Here is a 17,449-nt window from a genome sequence, read left to right on the forward strand (position 1 = left end):
CGTATATAGAACGAAATGCTTTTTTTGTTTAGACAATTGGTGCTTGTGCTGTATTTTTCGGCTTTCTCCACCCAAGCACAGTTATGCTTAAGCCGCCGACAGAAAAGATTATTCCGGCAATACTCAGTACTAATTCTCCGATATTCTTCTCACCTGCTGCTCCAGGACCATTTGTGCCATTCATGGCAGGCATATTTCCTCCCTGACTTGGATCAAAACCAGAAGTTGTGCTGTCAGTAGAAGCTTCTGTATCTGTTGTGCTTGTATCTGTGCTTTGTACTGTATTAGTACTTGACGTGTCGGTACTGCTTCCATTCATTTGCATACTTGGTGCTTGTCCTCCCATCTGTGCTCCATCTGGAACAGATCCTGAGCTGAAGTAAGATGTGATTCCTAGTACTGATTGTGCAAGCAATAATAGCATAGCGGCAATTACGGCGAAATGTTGTAGTTTTTTCATTTATTTTCTCTCCTAATTCATAATGTAGGTTCATTATGAGTTAAGAGTCTTAACTTTTACTTAACTTTTTATTTTAGAATAATCCTCTGCCGATAAAATTAGGATTAACTGGCGCTATTCCTAGTTCACGGGCCCACACAGACAACTGGCCGATATGATGAATCTCGTGGGCGATACAATGGTTAATAATTTCGCCTCTTGTAAATGTCTCCTTATTCCATGGTACTTTAATATGCTCATGCAGGTCTTTAGCAAGCTGTGCTGTCAGTATCTCCTCTATCTCCTGCTTCATTCTATCCGATAATGTCTTTACCTTCAAAAGACTGTTATAGTCAACCAGCGTAAACTCATCTGCATTCTTGCCGCTAAGAGCTGCTATCCAGCTATATTCTACATCGATAATATGAACGAGTGTTACGAGAATTCCTTGCACTCCTCCCGTTCTTTTCTGGAGGAGCTCTGCTTCCGGCAAGGTTTCACACCACTTCAGCCATTCATCTCGCACTTGCCAATTATATTGGAATAATGAATACATCTGTTCTCCTTTCTTTTCCTCTAAAGTTTATGATCTGTCAACTGGAATCCATATTTCTGAATAATAATCTTCACTATCCGCCTTTCCTTCTCCATACACCTCAAGCTGTGGCGAGTTTGTTTGGATATAGCCGCTTTTCGGGAACCACTCTGCATATATTTGCTTCCACGTGTTTTGCATACTATGAGGCATTGGTCCATGTACCTCAAACACAGCCCACTTTGATTGTGGAATAGTGATGGTTTCAAATCCTTCTGCCTTGTCTTTCGTTGTGGCTACTGCAATCCAGTAATCCATATCTTTAGTTGAGCTAGTAATCTCCGCACAAATTCCCAGTATCCCTTTAACACAACCATCATTCCATTCTGCAAGGGAATCAATCGTGCCATCACGATTAGCTTCCTCCCAAAAAAGCGGAATTCCCTTCAGGTTCTCTCCCTCTTTATACGAATAGGACTGCTTTTTCCCAATTGCTTGAAACTCATCCATATGGACAATCTTTACATTCATTGGTTCTGCTCCCTTCAAAACGATTTGTATAGCAAAAGGATTGTAAATCGTAAGCTTCCCCTTTCCGCTGCGGATAGCGCTTGGTGTTATTCCGTGCTGCTTGCGAAAAGCCTTCGTAAATGCCTCAGGAGACTCATAACCATATTTGATTGCTGCATCAATCACTCTTAAATCTTTATTCATCAACTCCTGCCCGGCAGCAGACAACCGCCTTCTCCGGATATACTCTCCGACAGTTGTGTCTGTCAGTACAGAGAACGTCCGCTGAAAGTGGAATGAAGACAGACAAGCCTGCTTAGCAATTTCTGCTGTCGAAAGCTCTTCATCAAGATGATCCTCGATATAATCAAGCGCCTTTTGCAATCCTTCCAGCCATGTCACTTACATCACATCCTTTTATTTTATATTAGCTTTTTCTGGTATTTCCCTGCCTGTTTTTTCTTGCTTTCCGCTAACAGATTGTAATCTTACTACACTTCTTTATTGCTGTTCCTTTTTCCTCCCCTTATTTAATAACAGGATTTATAAAAACAAAAAAAGTCCAGTAAAAACTGGACTTTTTCGTAAATTACGAGCTTCCTCCGCCGCCGTCACCGCCACAGCTGCCACCATCTCCGAAAGATGGACCACAATCATTGGAAGAATGAAAGCTATGTCCTCCATCATGGAAACCATTATTAGGTAAGTCCCAAGGCGTATAGCTTGCATGAGAAGATCGGGAACGCTTGGATGCCTTTGAGCTGTTCGTAAATAGAGATATAACTGACAGAATAATGACTAACAAGATAACAATATACATAATTTTCAGCCTCCTTTTATTGTTATACGGATTAACTGTTCATATAGTTTCAACTTTTTCACCAAAAATGTCAAAAGCTGCCTGAAAATTTCCCGGCAGCTTTTACTTATTTAGGATTAGATGAAGTTTTTACTTTATTTTTCCTTTGCTTTTGCACGAAATAAAGGCCGGCTGTAATTACTACGATGATCAGTACGATTAAAATCGGATTAATATCGGTTGACAAAAAGCCGTATGGTATTAAAGACAAAACAAAAAAGTACAAAAAGTTACCGATAGCTGTTCCTGTTACAAACCCTTTAAGAGAGATAGTTGTTACTGCAGCCAATATATTTAATATGCTTGTAGGGAAAAGCGGAAATATCCGTGCATAAAACACATAATGACCACCTTTATCCTCGATCTTCTTAAGTGCTTCGCCATGCGCTTTTTTTTGGACAAAATCCTGAAACCAATAGCGTACAGCTATAAATACAACAACTGCCGCAATAATACTTGATACCCAGCTCCAAAGAAATCCATAAAAAAAGCCAAAGGCATAGTAATTAATGGTAATGACAAGAATTAACGGTATGATTGTAAAGCTATTTTGTACAATCATGATAATTAAACTTAAAATAAGTGCATAAATCTCGTTATTTCGATAATAAGCTGTAAATTCCTCCAGCTTCCCGTTTCTGATTGCATGAAAAATTTCGAGTTCATATAACAAGAAACCGACCAGTAACACCGTTCCGGCAAAAGAAAGTAACTTCCATAAATTTTTTATAAGCTATCACCTTTTTCATATTTATATGGCCGGCTCCGCCAACCGGATACCGCTAAACGCCTAGGTTATGGTGTTTCGGCCAAATCTTTTAGCACTTTATTGTCTGCTCCCTCTTTACCTGTTAAACAGGCAAAAATAAACATGGATAATATATCGGTTTTATTATATTTCGGCAAATTCCTTTACAATTTGATTAAATTTGCCAAATATGCAAGATATGGTATTTAAAGAAGCGTATAATTGTCTGTAATCCCAAAAGGAGGTAATCCTATGGCTATTGTATTAGACACAAATTTAGGCCAGAAAGATACGGAGCTTTATATAACCCGTACGGAAGATGGACGAGTTATAGTAGCAATTCCAACCATCCATTGGTCTGCAGAGTTACAGCTAAGCGATGACGAAGTGAAACAAAATGAATATATTCAAGCCTCCCTGCAATTTCACATGTATGAAGGCGACATAACCGAATTGGCTGATAAGATACTTGAGCATACTGCAAAATGCTAACATATTTTTTTCTTTTTCACCACCTCCAAAATTACTGACTTTAAGGTTGCCCTTTTCCTTTGGACGAATGGTCCGACTTCTGCTACTCTATGTATATCCCATTTATTGTTTGAAGGAGTATTAAATATGAGTTATCTATTTACAAGTGAAAGGCTTGGCTTCCGCTTTTTGACTGATGAGGACCTAAAAGCATGCGAGTCATTTTGGGGCAGTGAAGAAGTTATGGCTTATACAGGTGGAAGCATTGAGGCAGCCCTACTGCCGCAAGTCATTCATTTCTATGAACAAACACACCAGGATTTCGGTGTTTCTGTATATGCTGTAGAAGAATTAGCGACAGGACGAATCATCGGTGCAGCAGGTTTTGATTTAGAAGCAAAATCAGAGGACATCGAGCTTATCTTCCATTTTATTAAAGATGTTTGGGGGCAAGGATACGGAGCTGAAGCAGCTGTTGCTTGTATTCAATATGCAGCAGAAGTGTATGAACCAAAAAGTATCATCGCCAAAGCAAGTGTTGAAAATAGACATGCTTTAAATGTTCTAGGCAGAATTGGCTTCTCTTACTTAGGAATTAATTATTCAGAAGACATCGAACAAGATGAGGCACTTTTCCAGCTTGTTTTGTAAATCACTTCTATAGGATGAGCACACATCTTGTTAAACACTGCTGATGGTGTGCTCTTTTAAGGTTTTTAGTTATTACGATTTATTTACTGTTTTGTTACACTGCACCTGATTCCTTGACTATGCCTAATTTACTGCACTACAATATGTAGTGTGAGGTGCAACTATCATGAGAATTAATAAATTCAAAGTGCATGAAAAAGGATTAAATCGTTTTTTTGGCCCTTTAGAAGCCAAAATTATGGAATTGCTTTGGGAAAAAGATGAGCTTTCCATAAAAAAGGTGCAATTATACTTAGAACCTGACAAGACTGTAAGCTTTAATACCGTCATGACGGTCATGAACCGTTTAACAGACAAAGGATTTTTGCAAAAGCGCCATGAAGGGAGAACATCCCTCTATTCGCCGATTCTCACTAGAGATGACTTCTTAAATAAGCAATCAAAGGAGCTTACACATGAGCTGATGGATGAGTTCGGATCTAGTGTCGTTGTCAACCATATGCTTGATGCACTGCAAAATGTCGATGAAGGTTTAGTAGCAAAACTGGAACAAAAAATAAAAGATTTAAAAAAGGATCGATAAGATGACGAGAAATTATGCTATTGGCCTGCTGCTGATCAGCATAATGATTAGCAGCAGTATTCTTATTCAGATGATTTGGTATATTTATTCGCTCACAAGTAATTTTGACGTTGGTTTTAACTTGTTCCAAGCTTGCCAAGCGCTGTTTGAAATGTTTGGCGTTCCATTTCTAGAGTATATTCTCCTTGCATTTGTCTTATTTACCATCCTGCATTCTCTGTGGTTCTGCACCATACAGATAAAAAAGCTGCACAACCTTAAAAAGAAAATGAGTGGATTGGCAATAGAAGAGTTAAGCCGTAAATGGAATAATCGGTATGAGACAGACCGTATTCAAGTCATCCAATCTGAACAGCCTTTTGCGATTACAATTGGGTTTTTTAAGCCAAAGATTGTCTTGTCAACCGGCTTATGGGAAATTCTATCTGATGAAGAGATTGAGTCTGTGATTTATCATGAATTTCATCACTTAAATCAGTTAGACCCAGGAAAAACCTTTATTATGGAGCTTTTTGCGAAGGTGCTTTGGTTCCTTCCTATCTTGAAATGGCTGGCACAGCAATTTTCAATTGTTCGAGAAGTACTCGCAGATAATTATGCTATTGAAAAAAGCGGACAGCGCCTGCATATATCAAGGGCCCTTTTGAAAATGATTAACAGTACGCAACTAAAACCGGCAAGTTTTGTTTCCTTTGCAGATGGCTCTGTAAACTACCGTATTCAAAACATGATTGAGCCAAATACTAGCAATCGAATTAAATGGCCGCTATTAAATGCTACTGCATCCCTATCTATTTTCGTCCTGCTTAATGCAATCTTCGCACAATTGCTGCGCTACTAATTTTTTTTAAGCTATTACACTACACAATGTAGTGTATCTAATCTATTTAATATACACACTGCTGTTGTGGTGTTTTATATACAATAATTATAAGGAGGCAAATAAAAATGAAAAACGCAAATATCGGAATCGCTATTATTCGAGTAGTTTTAGGTGCGATATTTTTCGCTCATGGACTGTCTAAATTCCAAGGAGGACTGGAAAATACAGCTGGCTTCTTCAGCAGTTTAGGTTTACCAGGCTTCTCTGCTTACATTGTCGCTGGTATAGAATTAATCGGCGGTGCTCTTATTATTCTTGGTCTTGCTACAAGAATCATTGCTGCATTATTTGCTGCTATCATGGTAGTCGCAATTGCAACAGTTAATCTGCAAAATGGATTTGTCGGCGGATATGAATTCGATTTGGCTTTGCTTGCAATGTCTCTGCTATTAGTTTTAAATAAAGAACAGGCATATGCTGTAGAAAATGTTATACTATCTAGTAAGAGGAAAGAACAGAATGTTTAAAAAGCTTGGTAAATAAAAGGAGAAGTCATTGTGGCAAAAACGAAGAAAAAACAAAATAACATGCAATCTAAAAAAAACAAGCCTTCTAGTTTCATTTATTGGATCATCGGCATCGTTGTCGCATGTATCGCAGGGCTTATCATCTTAGCAAATTTGCCTGAAGAAGGCTTTGATTTTGATTATGACAATCAGCCTGTTATAGGTGAAGAATCAGCGAGCGTGAGCATCGTTGAATTTGGGGACTACCGCTGTCCTGTCTGCAAAAACTTTAACGAGTCCTTTTTCCCAGTTTTAAAGGAAAACTTGATCGACACTGGAAAAGCTAAATTCTATTACATGAACTATCCGTTTATTCATGCAGATTCTACGACTGCTGCCTTGTACGGCGAAACTGTTTTTAATGAACTTGGTGATGAGATATTCTGGAAATTCCATGATTCTGTCTACGCTAATCAGCCTGACAATGAAACAGTCGAAACGTATACGGAAGAATTCTTAACAGACCGTTTGAAGGATGCTGGTGCATCTGATGAAGACGCTACGAAAGTAACAGAGGCCTTCCAAAATGAAACATACAAAAGTTCTCTCCAAGATGATATGGATGATGTGAAAAGCTTGAACATTACTGGCACGCCATCCATTTATGTTAATGGAGTAAAATTTGAAGGCAACAGCTATGATGAATTATTGGAAATGGTCAATGAAGCAGCTGAAAAGTAAGAATCGTTAGAGAGTACATTCGTACTCTCTATTTTTTTATCCAGGCAGCTTCCTGCATTTGCCGTCTACCATTTGATAAACTCCCCTGCCTTCGGTTGTCGCCAATCTGCCATTATGAAAATACACCCCTGTGTTTTCATCGATTCCGTAATGAATAGAGGATGGATGCTTTGCTGCTAGTTGCTGTAAATGGCTTTCCTCATCCCACTCTGAAAAATGAACTGCTAGAAAAATATTTTCTAATAGTCCGATGCCCTTTCTTTCGACAAAGGCATTCTCTCTATTGTCTTTAGCTGATATGCTTGTTTGTTGTGGACTGATTAAAGCTCCTGCTGAAAATCCCGCAACTGGTACTCCTTGGTCATACACTGCTTTAATAGCGGCACCTATTGCTGTATCGACAATATAGTCTGCATAACGGTCAGTCTCTCCGCCGCACAGAATGATACCTCCGCTTTTTTTGATTTCTGCTACTGCTTGTTTCTCTTGAATAGTTGGCAGCGGAATATAGGAAAATCTGTCATGACCACTTGCTATTAGTCGCTTCGTATAGTTAGGCATAAAAGATTGCCAATCTTCCCGTTCTACTAAAATAATAGCAATCGGTCCCCCGCTAGTCAGCTCGATATACTTTTCAGCCAATTTGTCTGTAAAAGGCGGTCCGCTTCCGAAAGCAAAAAAATGACGGTTCACTATTTTCACTCTCCCTCTTAAAAGCCTGCTTAATGGTCTTAAATTTTTTGTATCTCTTTAGCGATAATGCCAGAAAGTTCAAATTGTTACATGCACTACTGCTGCATGCCGCAGCAATAAAAAAGCCTTTCTCTTAAAACGAGAAAGGCTTAAGTTGTTATTCTCCTAAGTTAACATTGTGATAAACTTGGCGAACATCCTCTAAATCTTCTAGAGCATCTATCATTTTTTCAAATTTTGCCTGTGCTTCTTCATCAAGCGTTACATCACTTTGCGCAAGCATTGTTAATTCTGCTACAGTAAACTCTGTTACACCTGCAGTCTTAAATGCTTCTTGCACAGCATGGAATTGGTCTGGCTCTGCATAAACGATAACAGAGTCTTCTTCTGCAATAATGTCACGAACATCTACATCAGCTTCCATCAATAACTCTAATACTTCTTCTTCTGTTTTGTCCTCAACACCAATAACCGCTGTTGCGTCAAACATATAAGCAACAGATCCGCTCACACCCATGTTTCCGCCGTTTTTACCGAATGCGGCACGAACATCTGAAGCTGTTCTGTTTACATTGTTTGTAAGAGCATCAACGATTACCATCGATCCGTTCGGACCAAATCCTTCATAGCGAAGCTCATCATATGTTTCTTCTGATCCGCCCTTCGCTTTTTCAATGGCACGATCAATGATGTTTTTTGGTACACTATATGTTTTTGCGCGCTCTAGAACTACCTTTAACGCTTGGTTTGATTCTGGATCTGGCTCGCCTTGTTTTGCTGCTACATAAATTTCACGGCCGAACTTTGCATATATACGGCTAGTATTTGCATCTTTTGATGCTTTTTTCTCTTTAATGTTATTCCATTTACGACCCATTTTGAACACTCTCTTTCTGGTTTTTCCATCCATTATCTATTATAGATAACTTCTGGGCGGCACATCAATGCCTATAAGCGTTTTTTTAGTAAATTTCTTCTTTCAAGCAATGCTAAATCATTGCTAAGACGAATAATATTATACCGCAATTTTAACGATTTCCGCAATAATCCTTGAATACCAATGATTAGAAGGATTCTATCCCCTTACGAGGTAACAAAAAGAGTAACCATCTACTTTTAAATCCTTGGAGTACCTTTTCTTCATTTTCGGGTAACCTATCCAAATAATAATTCATGGTTGTTGTCGCCTTCGCATGACACAATCGCTTTTGAATCGTTTTAATATCTATCCCTTGGCTTAGTAGCCACATTCCATGACTATCTCGCAAATCATGTACTCTAATGTTTTCTAATACCTCGTTTTCTTTCGCTGTCTTATTCCACTTCTTTACTAAAGTTGTTTTCCAACAATTCCATCTTGTCGGTGTATACATCGTCCCATCACACATAAATATATAGGGTATGTCTCCAAATATATCACGTTGTTTTTCACGCCATTCTTTCAACATTTCTATAATTTTCGGGGTTAATTTGACCCAACCTGTACTACTAGCTGTTTTTGTTCCATCTTTTGTACTTGCCGACCAGTTTTCCTTATTTCGGTAATAGAGAGTGCTATCTACATAAATAGACTGATTATCCCAATCAATATCCGTCCATTTTCTTGCCATCATTTCTCCTATCCGTAAACCAGTGAAAAATAAAAAGTAGAATCCTGTTCTTTTTAAACAACCAAGATAGCTATTCTCCTCAATAACAGACAGAAAGCGTTGAAACTCTTCATATGTCCAATATTGAACTTTTTTTTTTGTTATTTGCCGCAACCCCTTGATATTTGGGCGATATTCTCCTTCACTACATCATGTTCACATGCTAAATCATAAATCTGCCCTAATGTACTTAATACTAGATTGAGAAACATAGAGGATAATGGTTCTCCATGTGAATTCTTCAAATCCATCAAGTAGCTTCGGAAATTCGCAATATCTTTTTGTCCTATCTCTTGAAACGTTTTTCACTTAAAATATCTTTTTATATGACGACAATGACCTTTTTTTTGCTGATAAGTTCCTTTTTTTAAACCTCGCTTAAAATGAGGAAGAACAACATTTTCTACAAATAACTCGAATGATACCTTTGATGTTTCACTTTTAGATAGCCTTGGAACAATTCAAGTAAAGATTTTTCACCGTTCGCATATGTTAGAAAGAAGTGCTGCGCTTTTTCGCGTCTGAATAAGGTTTCTGTTCGTATCTGTGGTGATAAATCCTTCTTTCTTATCCCTTGCTTTTTTGCAAGCTCTGCTTGTTTGTCGTAGAACTTCAAACGGTCATCGGCACTTGGTGGCTTCAAATATAGAGTAGATCCTGTTTGTTTATCTCCGTAAGGGAGGTAACTTGTACTTCTTCCATAAACGAATTGTTTCTTTTTGCAAATTCTAGTGAGTTGTATAGGTGTAAAAAATGGTGTTTGATTGAAGTCATCTATGGCTACATCAATTCGTGTTATAGTCACCCTATCTTCAAAGATTAGTAGATTTTTCATGAATGTTTTGAAAGATAGCTTTTTTTGTTTCAACCATACCTCCCGAAGAAACTCACAGGCACTACCACTAAGAACAATCATTTTATCTGTATATACTTCCTCAAGGTAATCGTAGATACGAATATCCCCGAACCGATAGCAACAGTCATAGTTGTAATGTTGCAACCTCCCTTTTTCAAGCTTGAAATATTCTTCTGGTATACCCAAAATATTGCGAGCAATATTTTTAAGCTCCATTCCAACTGTTTGAATTTGTAGCCAATCGACAACCGCAATTAATCCTTTTCGTGTTGCAATTTACATCACCCCCTTTTCATTTTTTAATTTCTTAGTTTTTACAAAAACTCACTTGCTGTAAACGTTGATATACCAACATTTACAGGAGATTCCACCTAGTGTTAGAGGGTGGTGTTGAAAAATTTTCGACCGCCTACGCTTCCCACAGATTTTGGGGCTCTGTGTTTAGCACTCGCCCCAAATCTGTGGGCTTGTCGTTCTCAATTTTTCCGTCCAAATAACCCTTTACGCTTAGGCTGTTCCACTAGTTGTACTAATCGCTTTTCTAAGCTATTTATAACCATTTTGAGTGTTCTATTCTCTTGATAGACATGTGTAATTTTTACATTTACTTCCTGTTCCCAGTCTATAAAGGAGAGTTCCAATAATTTAACACGCTCATTCAATGGTTTAGGTAGTTCTCTTTCGCTCGCAAAAGCACGTAAATTAAATTTTTTACGAAAAGTTTAAAGAGGGAGAGAGAAAAATTATGATGAAAAGAGTTAGAAAATTGGTAATAGTATTACTTGTTGTACTATCAATTGGAGGTGCCTTATCTCCAACTAGGTCGTATGCAACTGTTACAATAACAGATGAACAGTTAGCATTAATTATTATTAGTAGTATAGTTAATCAAGAAGACATTTCAGAAGAGGATGTTGCAGTACTCGAAACTGAGCTTGCAAAATTAGGTATAGATGCAGCATCATACTTTACTCTTGAAGATTATGAAAGTATGGCTTTAGCTAGAGGATATGGACAGACGCATAACTTAGGAGGAGGCTGGAGAGCCAGAGTAGATAAGCCGCATACTGGAGAGGGATTACCTCATGTTCATGTGGAGAACAATAAGGGAGTTAAAGGGGCAGAAAGCGTATTGGGTACAAAATCCCATAAAAAAACAATGAGTTCTTCTGGTATTCCAAATAGTGTCCAAAAAAAGGTAAAAGGATTGAAAGATTATAAGAAGGGGCAAGAAGATGCAAAAAAAATCCAAAAGGCAAAATCCCAAATAAAATCAAAGAAACTAAATTTAAAAAAGACAACCGATATAATTATTGCTATTGGTATATTTGTAGCAGTGGTAGGATTAGTTATATTTGCGACTAGCTCGATTGCAGCTTGGGGAGCATTCTTATTATTGATTTAAAAAGGAGGATTTTTTTGCTTAATAAACGATATTATCTTCAGCTAGAATTAAATATGAGTCAACATATAATTTTTGCAATCAACGAGGAGAAAAAAGGATGTGGTCGATTAATAGGGTATTTATATCTTGAAGATTTGAAAAGAGCCGGTACCCCAAAAGACTTCGAATTCTTAAATCCTGTTTTTTTAGAGGATTGGGATGATTTTCGTAATTTAATTGTGGCGAGAGTCATTACATATGAAAATATATCTGCTGAAGAAAAGGAAGAGTTGCTGTTCCTTGCTAGTACTATGATTGAATTTAAGCCAGCAGTTAATCATAAAGTAGAATTTTTTATTTCAAAGGAACTAAGTGCTTTTTCTGAAGACTATTTGAAAGAGAATTGTATGAAAGATAATATTCCTATTTACCAATGGATAATAGAGAACATGGCTGAAAATCCTATTAATCTAGAAAAAATAACAGAAGGTTCTTTGAATTATTTATCTCAAGATTAAACATAAATTTTAACAGTAGGCTATCTTTCTCTTAAAATTTAAAAGTGAAGGGTAGCCTACTGTTAGTTTTTGAGGTAACATTTGGGTAACAATCCATCTATCTTCCCACTTTTCCCACTCATTACAAATGAAGTAAAATCCCTTTATATCAATGGTTTTTCTTTTAATTGATACTATTATATTCTTATACCGCAATTATAGAATTTGTTCATCTATCTGGACTAGGATTGTTCATTTTTGAATAAAATTACTCCACTACTTGCGTTCTTGATTTCTTTTAGCAGCAATAAATGGTACAGTTAAGTGACAACTGTAAAGGAGCAATAGACAATTATGATTGAAGTAAAAGTATCTCCATTAAGTGATGGGGAATTCAACAGAGGTGTTTTCGCTACGGAAAACATCAAAAAAGGTGAGCTAATCCATAAGGCTCCCGTCATTTCTTATCCGAATGAACAGCATGAGCATATTGAAAAAACACTGCTTGCCGATTATGCCTTTGAATATGGAATAAATCATACTGCGATATTACTTGGCTATGGCATGCTGTTTAACCATTCTTACGAACCAAATGCTATTTATGAAATTAATTTTGACGAGCATACATTTGATTTCTTTGCTTATAAGGATATTACAGCAGGAGAAGAAATATTAATTAATTATAATGGCGATGTGGATGATAAAGAACCGCTTTGGTTTAACAAGTAAAAAAAGCAAACCTTCATTAACTTGAAGGTCTGCTTTTTTTTATTAGCGTCCGTCCACGATTTCTTTAAAGATTTCGTAGGAGCGGATTTGCTTTTTAAGATCATACATGTAAGAAACGGCCATAATCTCATTAACATTATACTTCTCTTGGAAGCTTTCAAGCTGTTCCTTGACGGATTCTTTGCTGCCGATAAATGCCATGCTGGACATGGAGGTTGCCATTTCTCTTTCCATTTGGCTCCAGATTGCGTCCATGCTTTCCACAGGCGGGCTTAACGGTGTCCGTGTTCCTCTGACAACATTTAAGAAAAATTGCTGCATCGTTGTTGCTTCTTTTTTTGCTTCCTCGTCTGTTTCTGCAGCAATAACATTTAAACAAACCATCATATATGGTTCAGCTAAATAGGCAGATGGCTGGAATCTTCTTCTGTAAATGGAAATCGCTTCTTCCATCTGTCTTGGTGCAAAATGGGATGCAAATACATATGGCAATCCTAATTGTGCAGCAAGGTAGGCAGAATCAGTGGATGAACCAAGAATGTAAATTGGAATATTTTTATTTGCTCCTGGGTATGCGCGCACATAGCCTTGCTCTTCTTCAGGACCGAAATATGTCAGCAATGCCTGCACATCATCTGGGAAGGTATAGACAGAATCATGAGCGGACCTTCTTAATGCACTGGCTGTTTTCATATCAGTGCCCGGTGCCCGGCCAAGACCTAAGTCCAGTCTGTCTGGGTAAAGAACAGCCATTGTGCCAAACTGCTCTGCAACAACGAGCGGAGAATGGTTTGGTAGCATAATGCCCCCAGACCCAACTCTGATTTTCTTCGTGTGTTCTAATGTATGTTTAATTAAAAGAGACGTGGCAGAGCTCACTAATGTTGGCGAGTTATGATGCTCTGCGATCCAGTAGCGTGAATAGCCCATTTCTTCTGTTGCTTGTGCTAAATCAACCATTGCGTCAATTGCTTCTTTTTCTCCCTGCCCAAGGCGAATTGGCGCCAAGTTCAAGACAGAGACTGGTATATTTATGTTAGACATTGTAATAATCCTTTCTGACAATAGATTCTATATTATAGTAACAATTTCCCCAACTGAAAAAAACTTATTTGCTTATAACGCTTAAAATGCAAAAAAGAGAGAGTCACCTCTCCCCAAATAAACATTATGTTATGATAATATTTTCGTTTCATCCATCCTCGCAAACACTTTGTGGCATAAGCTGTAATGCAAGAGTGCGGCGGTGCTGAAGAGGATGATGCCTGTAAACGGAATATAAAAGAGAATAACACTGCATAAACCGAACATCGCCAGAATCAAGACAGTTATATGAATATTCATCATCGACAGCAGCAAGGAATTTCTTAAAGCCGCCTTTATCGGCAAGCGATAATGAGAAATCAGCGGAAAGATATAGAAAAATGTCGCTAAAAAGAGGAAGCTGACCAATAATACTGGAACGGTCATTACTATTTTCATAAAGGTAGCATCTTGGTTTAAATAAAAGAAGTTAAAAAACAAAATGCTTAGCAAAACGGCCATAATGGCACCAATCGAGATGCTTTGCTTGAAGTTCTCTTTAAAATAATGAAAATAATTGCGGACAACACTATTATCTTCGTTGACTTTCCACTGCCTGACGACACTGTACATAGCGCTCGTAGCCGGTGCGATTGTAATGATCGGGATGCAGGACAAAAGCCAGAAAAGATTGAGGATGAAGAGATTCGATAGTTTATCAATTACACCATAAAATTTACTGTCGATAATATTCATAGCAACAGCCTCTTTTCTTTGAATTTTGCTTTAGGTTGATTCTCCGGCGATAAATCTGTACGATAGCTCTGTTGTCTCTGTGCCTATGTAACTGCCATTTTCGATTTTATGAACAATGCTCTCGACTGCTTTATAACCGATATCCTCCACAGGATATTCAATCGTCGTGAGCGACGGTGTAATATATTTGAGCACATCAATATTATCAAAGCCCATTACTCCTACATCTTCAGGAATCTGGTAGCCTTTCTTTTTTAAGAAACGCATCACTTCTAGCGCGTATAAATCACAGGAGCAAACGATCGCTGTCTTGGCCTGACTGCGAAAATCAATTGTATCTAAGTCTGCAAGATAATCATTATGTCTAATAATTTCTGCTTCTGTCAGATTTTCCGCAGACAATGCCTCAAGGAAGCCTTGGAGCCGCTCTTCTTGTGTGTAAATATTAGTCAGCCCTGCGTATTTTAAAGGAGGCGAGATATACATAAACTGCTTATAGCCTTTACTGATAATGTGACTGACACCATTTCTCATCGCTGCCCGCTCTGGTATGCCGATATATTCCCAATCTGCCGACAGGTAATTAAAAATCGTAACAATCGGAATCGACAGTCCCTGCAGATACTCCTCGAACTCCTTACCTTTATTGACCGAGAAAAGGATGATACCGTCGACTTTATGATTGGCCAAATACTCAATGCATTGCTTTTCATTTTCCATATCCTTATCTGTGAGTGCTATGTATAAAAAATAACCATATTGCCTTGCCCTCAGTTCGACTGCGTTTAACAGCTGTGCAAACGAGCGGTTGTACAAATCAAACAGCACTATCCCAAGTGTCATTGTCCGCCCCTTTACAAGGCTTCGCGCTGTGAAGTCTGGACGATATTTCAATTCCTTTGCTGCCTGTAACACCTTTTGCTTTGTTTTCTCTTTTATACCCGGACGATTGTTTAATGCCCGGTCCACAGTGCCTGAAGACACCCCGCAATGCTTGGCGATATCCTTGATAGTAACCCTCATAATGCCTCCATTTTATCTCCTTGCAGCCTAGGCATTCTGTTAGAAGGAATGCCTGGCATACTCGGAAACTATGCAAATAATTGTCTTTTATATCATTCTATTATACATATAATTCCATTACATTTCTCCTTATCTTTATTATTAGTGATCGTCATGAACAACTGCCTCTATCAGCCTTTCACAGAACCAATCATAACCCCTTTTTCAAAATATTTTTGAATAAATGGGTAGATAATTAAGATTGGCAGTGTGGACACGATTATGACACCATATTTAATCTGATCTGCATATTTCTGTGCATAGCCGCCGGCAGCACCGCCTGAGCCTGCTCCTTCGGCAAATACCTGATTTGATAGGAGAATATCTCTTAAGACGATTTGGAGCGGCTGCAGACTATAATCTCTTATATAAATTAAGCCTGTGAAGAAATCATTCCAATGGCCAACCAAATAGTAAAGACCTACAACAGAAATAACTGCTTTTGAAAGCGGCAGCGCTATCTTCCCGAAAAACTGAAAATGTGTACAGCCATCCATTTGTGCTGCTTCAAACAGTTCTTTCGGCAGTGAGCTTTCAAAGAAGGTTCTTGTAATAATCAGGTTGAACACATTGACTGAAAACGGCAGGATGAATACCCACATATTGTTGATTAAACTTAGCTCCTTCATCAATAAGTATGTTGGGATAAGTCCGCCATTAAAGAACATCGTCACAACAAACACAAACATTAAAAAACGTCTTGCCTTGAAATCCTGCCGTGAGAGCACGTATGCTGCAGGCAATGTAAACAGGAGATTTACAAATGTTCCTACAACCGTATAGATAATCGTATTTTTGTAGCCGATCCATATTCTTGAATCATTAAATATCTCTTGATAACCGAATAAGCTGAAGCCTTTCGGATATAGAGTCACTTGTCCTGTGGCAACTAAGGTTGAATCACTCACAGAGGCGATGACAACAAAATACAATGGATAAGCGACAAGTAAGAAGATAAATACACATAAAATCAAAATGATCGTATCAAAAACGATATCACTCTTCGTTTTGCCTTTTGTGCTGAATAACTTCATGACTTCCCTCCTACCATAAGCTTATATTAGAAAATCTCTTGGCGATATAGTTCATGGCGATCAAGAATACGAAATTGATGAGCGTATTAAAAAGCCCAATCGCTGCGGAATAGCTGAACTGATTCGAGATAATCCCGATTTTGTATACATATGTCGCAATAACTTCCGAGACTGGGAGGTTAAGAGGGTTCTGCATTAAAAATATTTTCTCAAATCCGGTGTTAAGAATATTCCCCATACTTAAGATGAACAAGATAATCATGGTTGGCACAATCGCCGGCAAATCTACATATCTGATTGTCTGCCATCTGCTGGCTCCGTCGATTTTAGCAGAATCATAGAGCTGCGGATCAACACTTGCCAGGGCTGCTAAGTAAATGATGCTGTTCCAGCCTGCATGCTGCCAAATATCAGAAAGAACATATACAGGCACGAACGCCTTTTCAGAAGCGAGGAGGTTAATGTCCCAGCCGAAGGTCGCCAAAATATGGCCGACCACTCCAGAGTTTGGCGACAATAGCACATTAAGCAGGCCGACCATAACTACAAGGGAAATGAAGTGAGGCAAATAAACGGTCGTTTGAATTGCTTTCTTCCATCTTTTCCAAATCACTTGATTGATAATAAGAGCAAGAATAATCGGTGCAGGAAATCCAAGGATGATGGTCGCAAGACTGATTACAACAGTGTTTTTCATCAAGTCAGCAAACATGTAACTGTTGATAAATTCCTTGAAGTAATGAAGACCGACCCACTCACCGCCAGTGATTCCCTTCGTAAAGTCATATTCTCTGAATGCCAATTGCACGCCGTACATAGGGATATAATTAAAGATGAAAATGATGACTATAGCAGGCAGAATCATAATCCACAATTGGTAATCTCGCTTCAAGCTCTGCA

The 17,449-nt window shown here is 38.2% G+C and carries 23 protein-coding genes; 9 read left to right on the forward strand and 14 right to left on the reverse strand.

What is annotated here, in order from left to right:
* Window positions 1–28 precede the first annotated feature (28 nt).
* The 5 genes from LXM54_RS06070 to LXM54_RS06090 all read right to left on the reverse strand — a co-directional run bounded on the left by LXM54_RS06070 (window position 29) and on the right by LXM54_RS06090 (window position 3,034).
* Window positions 29–460, reverse strand: a complete 432-nt coding sequence (locus LXM54_RS06070) for a hypothetical protein (protein ID WP_233314181.1) — start codon at window positions 458–460, stop codon at window positions 29–31.
* Between the two features lie 73 nt (window positions 461–533).
* Window positions 534–995, reverse strand: a complete 462-nt coding sequence (locus LXM54_RS06075) for a DinB family protein (protein WP_233314182.1) — start codon at window positions 993–995, stop codon at window positions 534–536.
* A 27-nt stretch (window positions 996–1,022) separates the two neighbouring features.
* The gene (locus LXM54_RS06080) at window positions 1,023–1,886 is read right to left on the reverse strand and encodes a GyrI-like domain-containing protein (RefSeq protein ID WP_233314183.1); all 864 of its coding nucleotides are present in this window, start codon (window positions 1,884–1,886) and stop codon (window positions 1,023–1,025) included.
* A 187-nt stretch (window positions 1,887–2,073) separates the two neighbouring features.
* Window positions 2,074–2,304: a hypothetical protein gene (locus LXM54_RS06085; protein ID WP_233314184.1), complete on the reverse strand. Its 231-nt coding sequence runs from the start codon at window positions 2,302–2,304 to the stop codon at window positions 2,074–2,076.
* A 106-nt stretch (window positions 2,305–2,410) separates the two neighbouring features.
* A complete protein-coding gene (locus LXM54_RS06090; protein ID WP_233314185.1) occupies window positions 2,411–3,034 on the reverse strand; it encodes a TVP38/TMEM64 family protein in 624 nt (207 codons plus the stop codon).
* A gap of 309 nt (window positions 3,035–3,343) precedes the next feature.
* Here LXM54_RS06090 and LXM54_RS06095 point away from each other — a divergent pair, with 309 nt between their 5' ends.
* From LXM54_RS06095 to LXM54_RS06120, 6 genes are all read left to right on the forward strand, one after another.
* On the forward strand, window positions 3,344–3,583 hold the full coding sequence (locus LXM54_RS06095) for a YueH family protein (protein WP_233314186.1): 240 nt from the start codon (window positions 3,344–3,346) through the stop codon (window positions 3,581–3,583).
* Between the two features lie 126 nt (window positions 3,584–3,709).
* Entirely contained in the window at window positions 3,710–4,213 is a 504-nt protein-coding gene (locus LXM54_RS06100; RefSeq protein WP_233314187.1) for a GNAT family N-acetyltransferase, read from the forward strand.
* Between the two features lie 166 nt (window positions 4,214–4,379).
* A complete protein-coding gene (locus LXM54_RS06105) occupies window positions 4,380–4,796 on the forward strand; it encodes a BlaI/MecI/CopY family transcriptional regulator (RefSeq protein WP_233314188.1) in 417 nt (138 codons plus the stop codon).
* Between the two features lies 1 nt (window position 4,797).
* Window positions 4,798–5,637: a M56 family metallopeptidase gene (locus LXM54_RS06110; RefSeq protein ID WP_233314189.1), complete on the forward strand. Its 840-nt coding sequence runs from the start codon at window positions 4,798–4,800 to the stop codon at window positions 5,635–5,637.
* Between the two features lie 107 nt (window positions 5,638–5,744).
* Window positions 5,745–6,146, forward strand: a complete 402-nt coding sequence (locus tag LXM54_RS06115; protein ID WP_233314190.1) for a DoxX family protein — start codon at window positions 5,745–5,747, stop codon at window positions 6,144–6,146.
* Between the two features lie 30 nt (window positions 6,147–6,176).
* On the forward strand, window positions 6,177–6,866 hold the full coding sequence (locus tag LXM54_RS06120) for a DsbA family protein (protein ID WP_233314191.1): 690 nt from the start codon (window positions 6,177–6,179) through the stop codon (window positions 6,864–6,866).
* Between the two features lie 36 nt (window positions 6,867–6,902).
* On the opposite strand, the gene LXM54_RS06125 is transcribed toward LXM54_RS06120, so the two are convergent.
* The 4 genes from LXM54_RS06125 to LXM54_RS28215 form a co-directional block, all read right to left on the reverse strand.
* A complete protein-coding gene (locus LXM54_RS06125) occupies window positions 6,903–7,559 on the reverse strand; it encodes a Type 1 glutamine amidotransferase-like domain-containing protein (RefSeq protein WP_233314192.1) in 657 nt (218 codons plus the stop codon).
* 157 nt (window positions 7,560–7,716) lie between these two features.
* On the reverse strand, window positions 7,717–8,436 hold the full coding sequence (locus LXM54_RS06130; protein WP_233314193.1) for a YebC/PmpR family DNA-binding transcriptional regulator: 720 nt from the start codon (window positions 8,434–8,436) through the stop codon (window positions 7,717–7,719).
* 187 nt (window positions 8,437–8,623) lie between these two features.
* A complete protein-coding gene (locus tag LXM54_RS06135) occupies window positions 8,624–9,322 on the reverse strand; it encodes a site-specific integrase (RefSeq protein WP_233314194.1) in 699 nt (232 codons plus the stop codon).
* A gap of 289 nt (window positions 9,323–9,611) precedes the next feature.
* Complete coding sequence (locus LXM54_RS28215) at window positions 9,612–10,340, reverse strand: replication initiation factor domain-containing protein (RefSeq protein WP_325169557.1); 729 nt, start codon at window positions 10,338–10,340, stop codon at window positions 9,612–9,614.
* Between the two features lie 469 nt (window positions 10,341–10,809).
* Here LXM54_RS28215 and LXM54_RS06145 point away from each other — a divergent pair, with 469 nt between their 5' ends.
* The 3 genes from LXM54_RS06145 to LXM54_RS06155 all read left to right on the forward strand — a co-directional run bounded on the left by LXM54_RS06145 (window position 10,810) and on the right by LXM54_RS06155 (window position 12,674).
* Window positions 10,810–11,469 (forward strand): hypothetical protein, encoded by a 660-nt coding sequence (locus tag LXM54_RS06145; RefSeq protein ID WP_233314196.1) that lies wholly within the window; start codon window positions 10,810–10,812, stop codon window positions 11,467–11,469.
* A gap of 14 nt (window positions 11,470–11,483) precedes the next feature.
* Window positions 11,484–11,966, forward strand: coding sequence for a hypothetical protein (locus LXM54_RS06150; protein WP_233314197.1), 483 nt, complete (start codon window positions 11,484–11,486; stop codon window positions 11,964–11,966).
* Between the two features lie 333 nt (window positions 11,967–12,299).
* Complete coding sequence (locus LXM54_RS06155; RefSeq protein WP_233314198.1) at window positions 12,300–12,674, forward strand: SET domain-containing protein; 375 nt, start codon at window positions 12,300–12,302, stop codon at window positions 12,672–12,674.
* Between the two features lie 42 nt (window positions 12,675–12,716).
* Here the strand turns inward: LXM54_RS06155 and LXM54_RS06160 are convergent, their stop codons facing one another.
* The 5 genes from LXM54_RS06160 to LXM54_RS06180 form a co-directional block, all read right to left on the reverse strand.
* Complete coding sequence (locus tag LXM54_RS06160; RefSeq protein WP_233314199.1) at window positions 12,717–13,718, reverse strand: LLM class flavin-dependent oxidoreductase; 1,002 nt, start codon at window positions 13,716–13,718, stop codon at window positions 12,717–12,719.
* A 129-nt stretch (window positions 13,719–13,847) separates the two neighbouring features.
* A complete protein-coding gene (locus LXM54_RS06165) occupies window positions 13,848–14,453 on the reverse strand; it encodes a YesL family protein (RefSeq protein WP_233314200.1) in 606 nt (201 codons plus the stop codon).
* Between the two features lie 30 nt (window positions 14,454–14,483).
* The gene (locus LXM54_RS06170; protein ID WP_233314201.1) at window positions 14,484–15,476 is read right to left on the reverse strand and encodes a LacI family DNA-binding transcriptional regulator; all 993 of its coding nucleotides are present in this window, start codon (window positions 15,474–15,476) and stop codon (window positions 14,484–14,486) included.
* Between the two features lie 170 nt (window positions 15,477–15,646).
* A complete protein-coding gene (locus LXM54_RS06175) occupies window positions 15,647–16,549 on the reverse strand; it encodes a carbohydrate ABC transporter permease (RefSeq protein WP_233314202.1) in 903 nt (300 codons plus the stop codon).
* 10 nt (window positions 16,550–16,559) lie between these two features.
* Entirely contained in the window at window positions 16,560–17,414 is an 855-nt protein-coding gene (locus tag LXM54_RS06180) for an ABC transporter permease (protein ID WP_233314768.1), read from the reverse strand.
* Window positions 17,415–17,449 lie beyond the last annotated feature (35 nt).

The organism is Bacillus sp. Au-Bac7, assembly GCF_021341655.1.
In the GTDB taxonomy this organism is placed as follows: domain Bacteria; phylum Bacillota; class Bacilli; order Bacillales; family Cytobacillaceae; genus Niallia.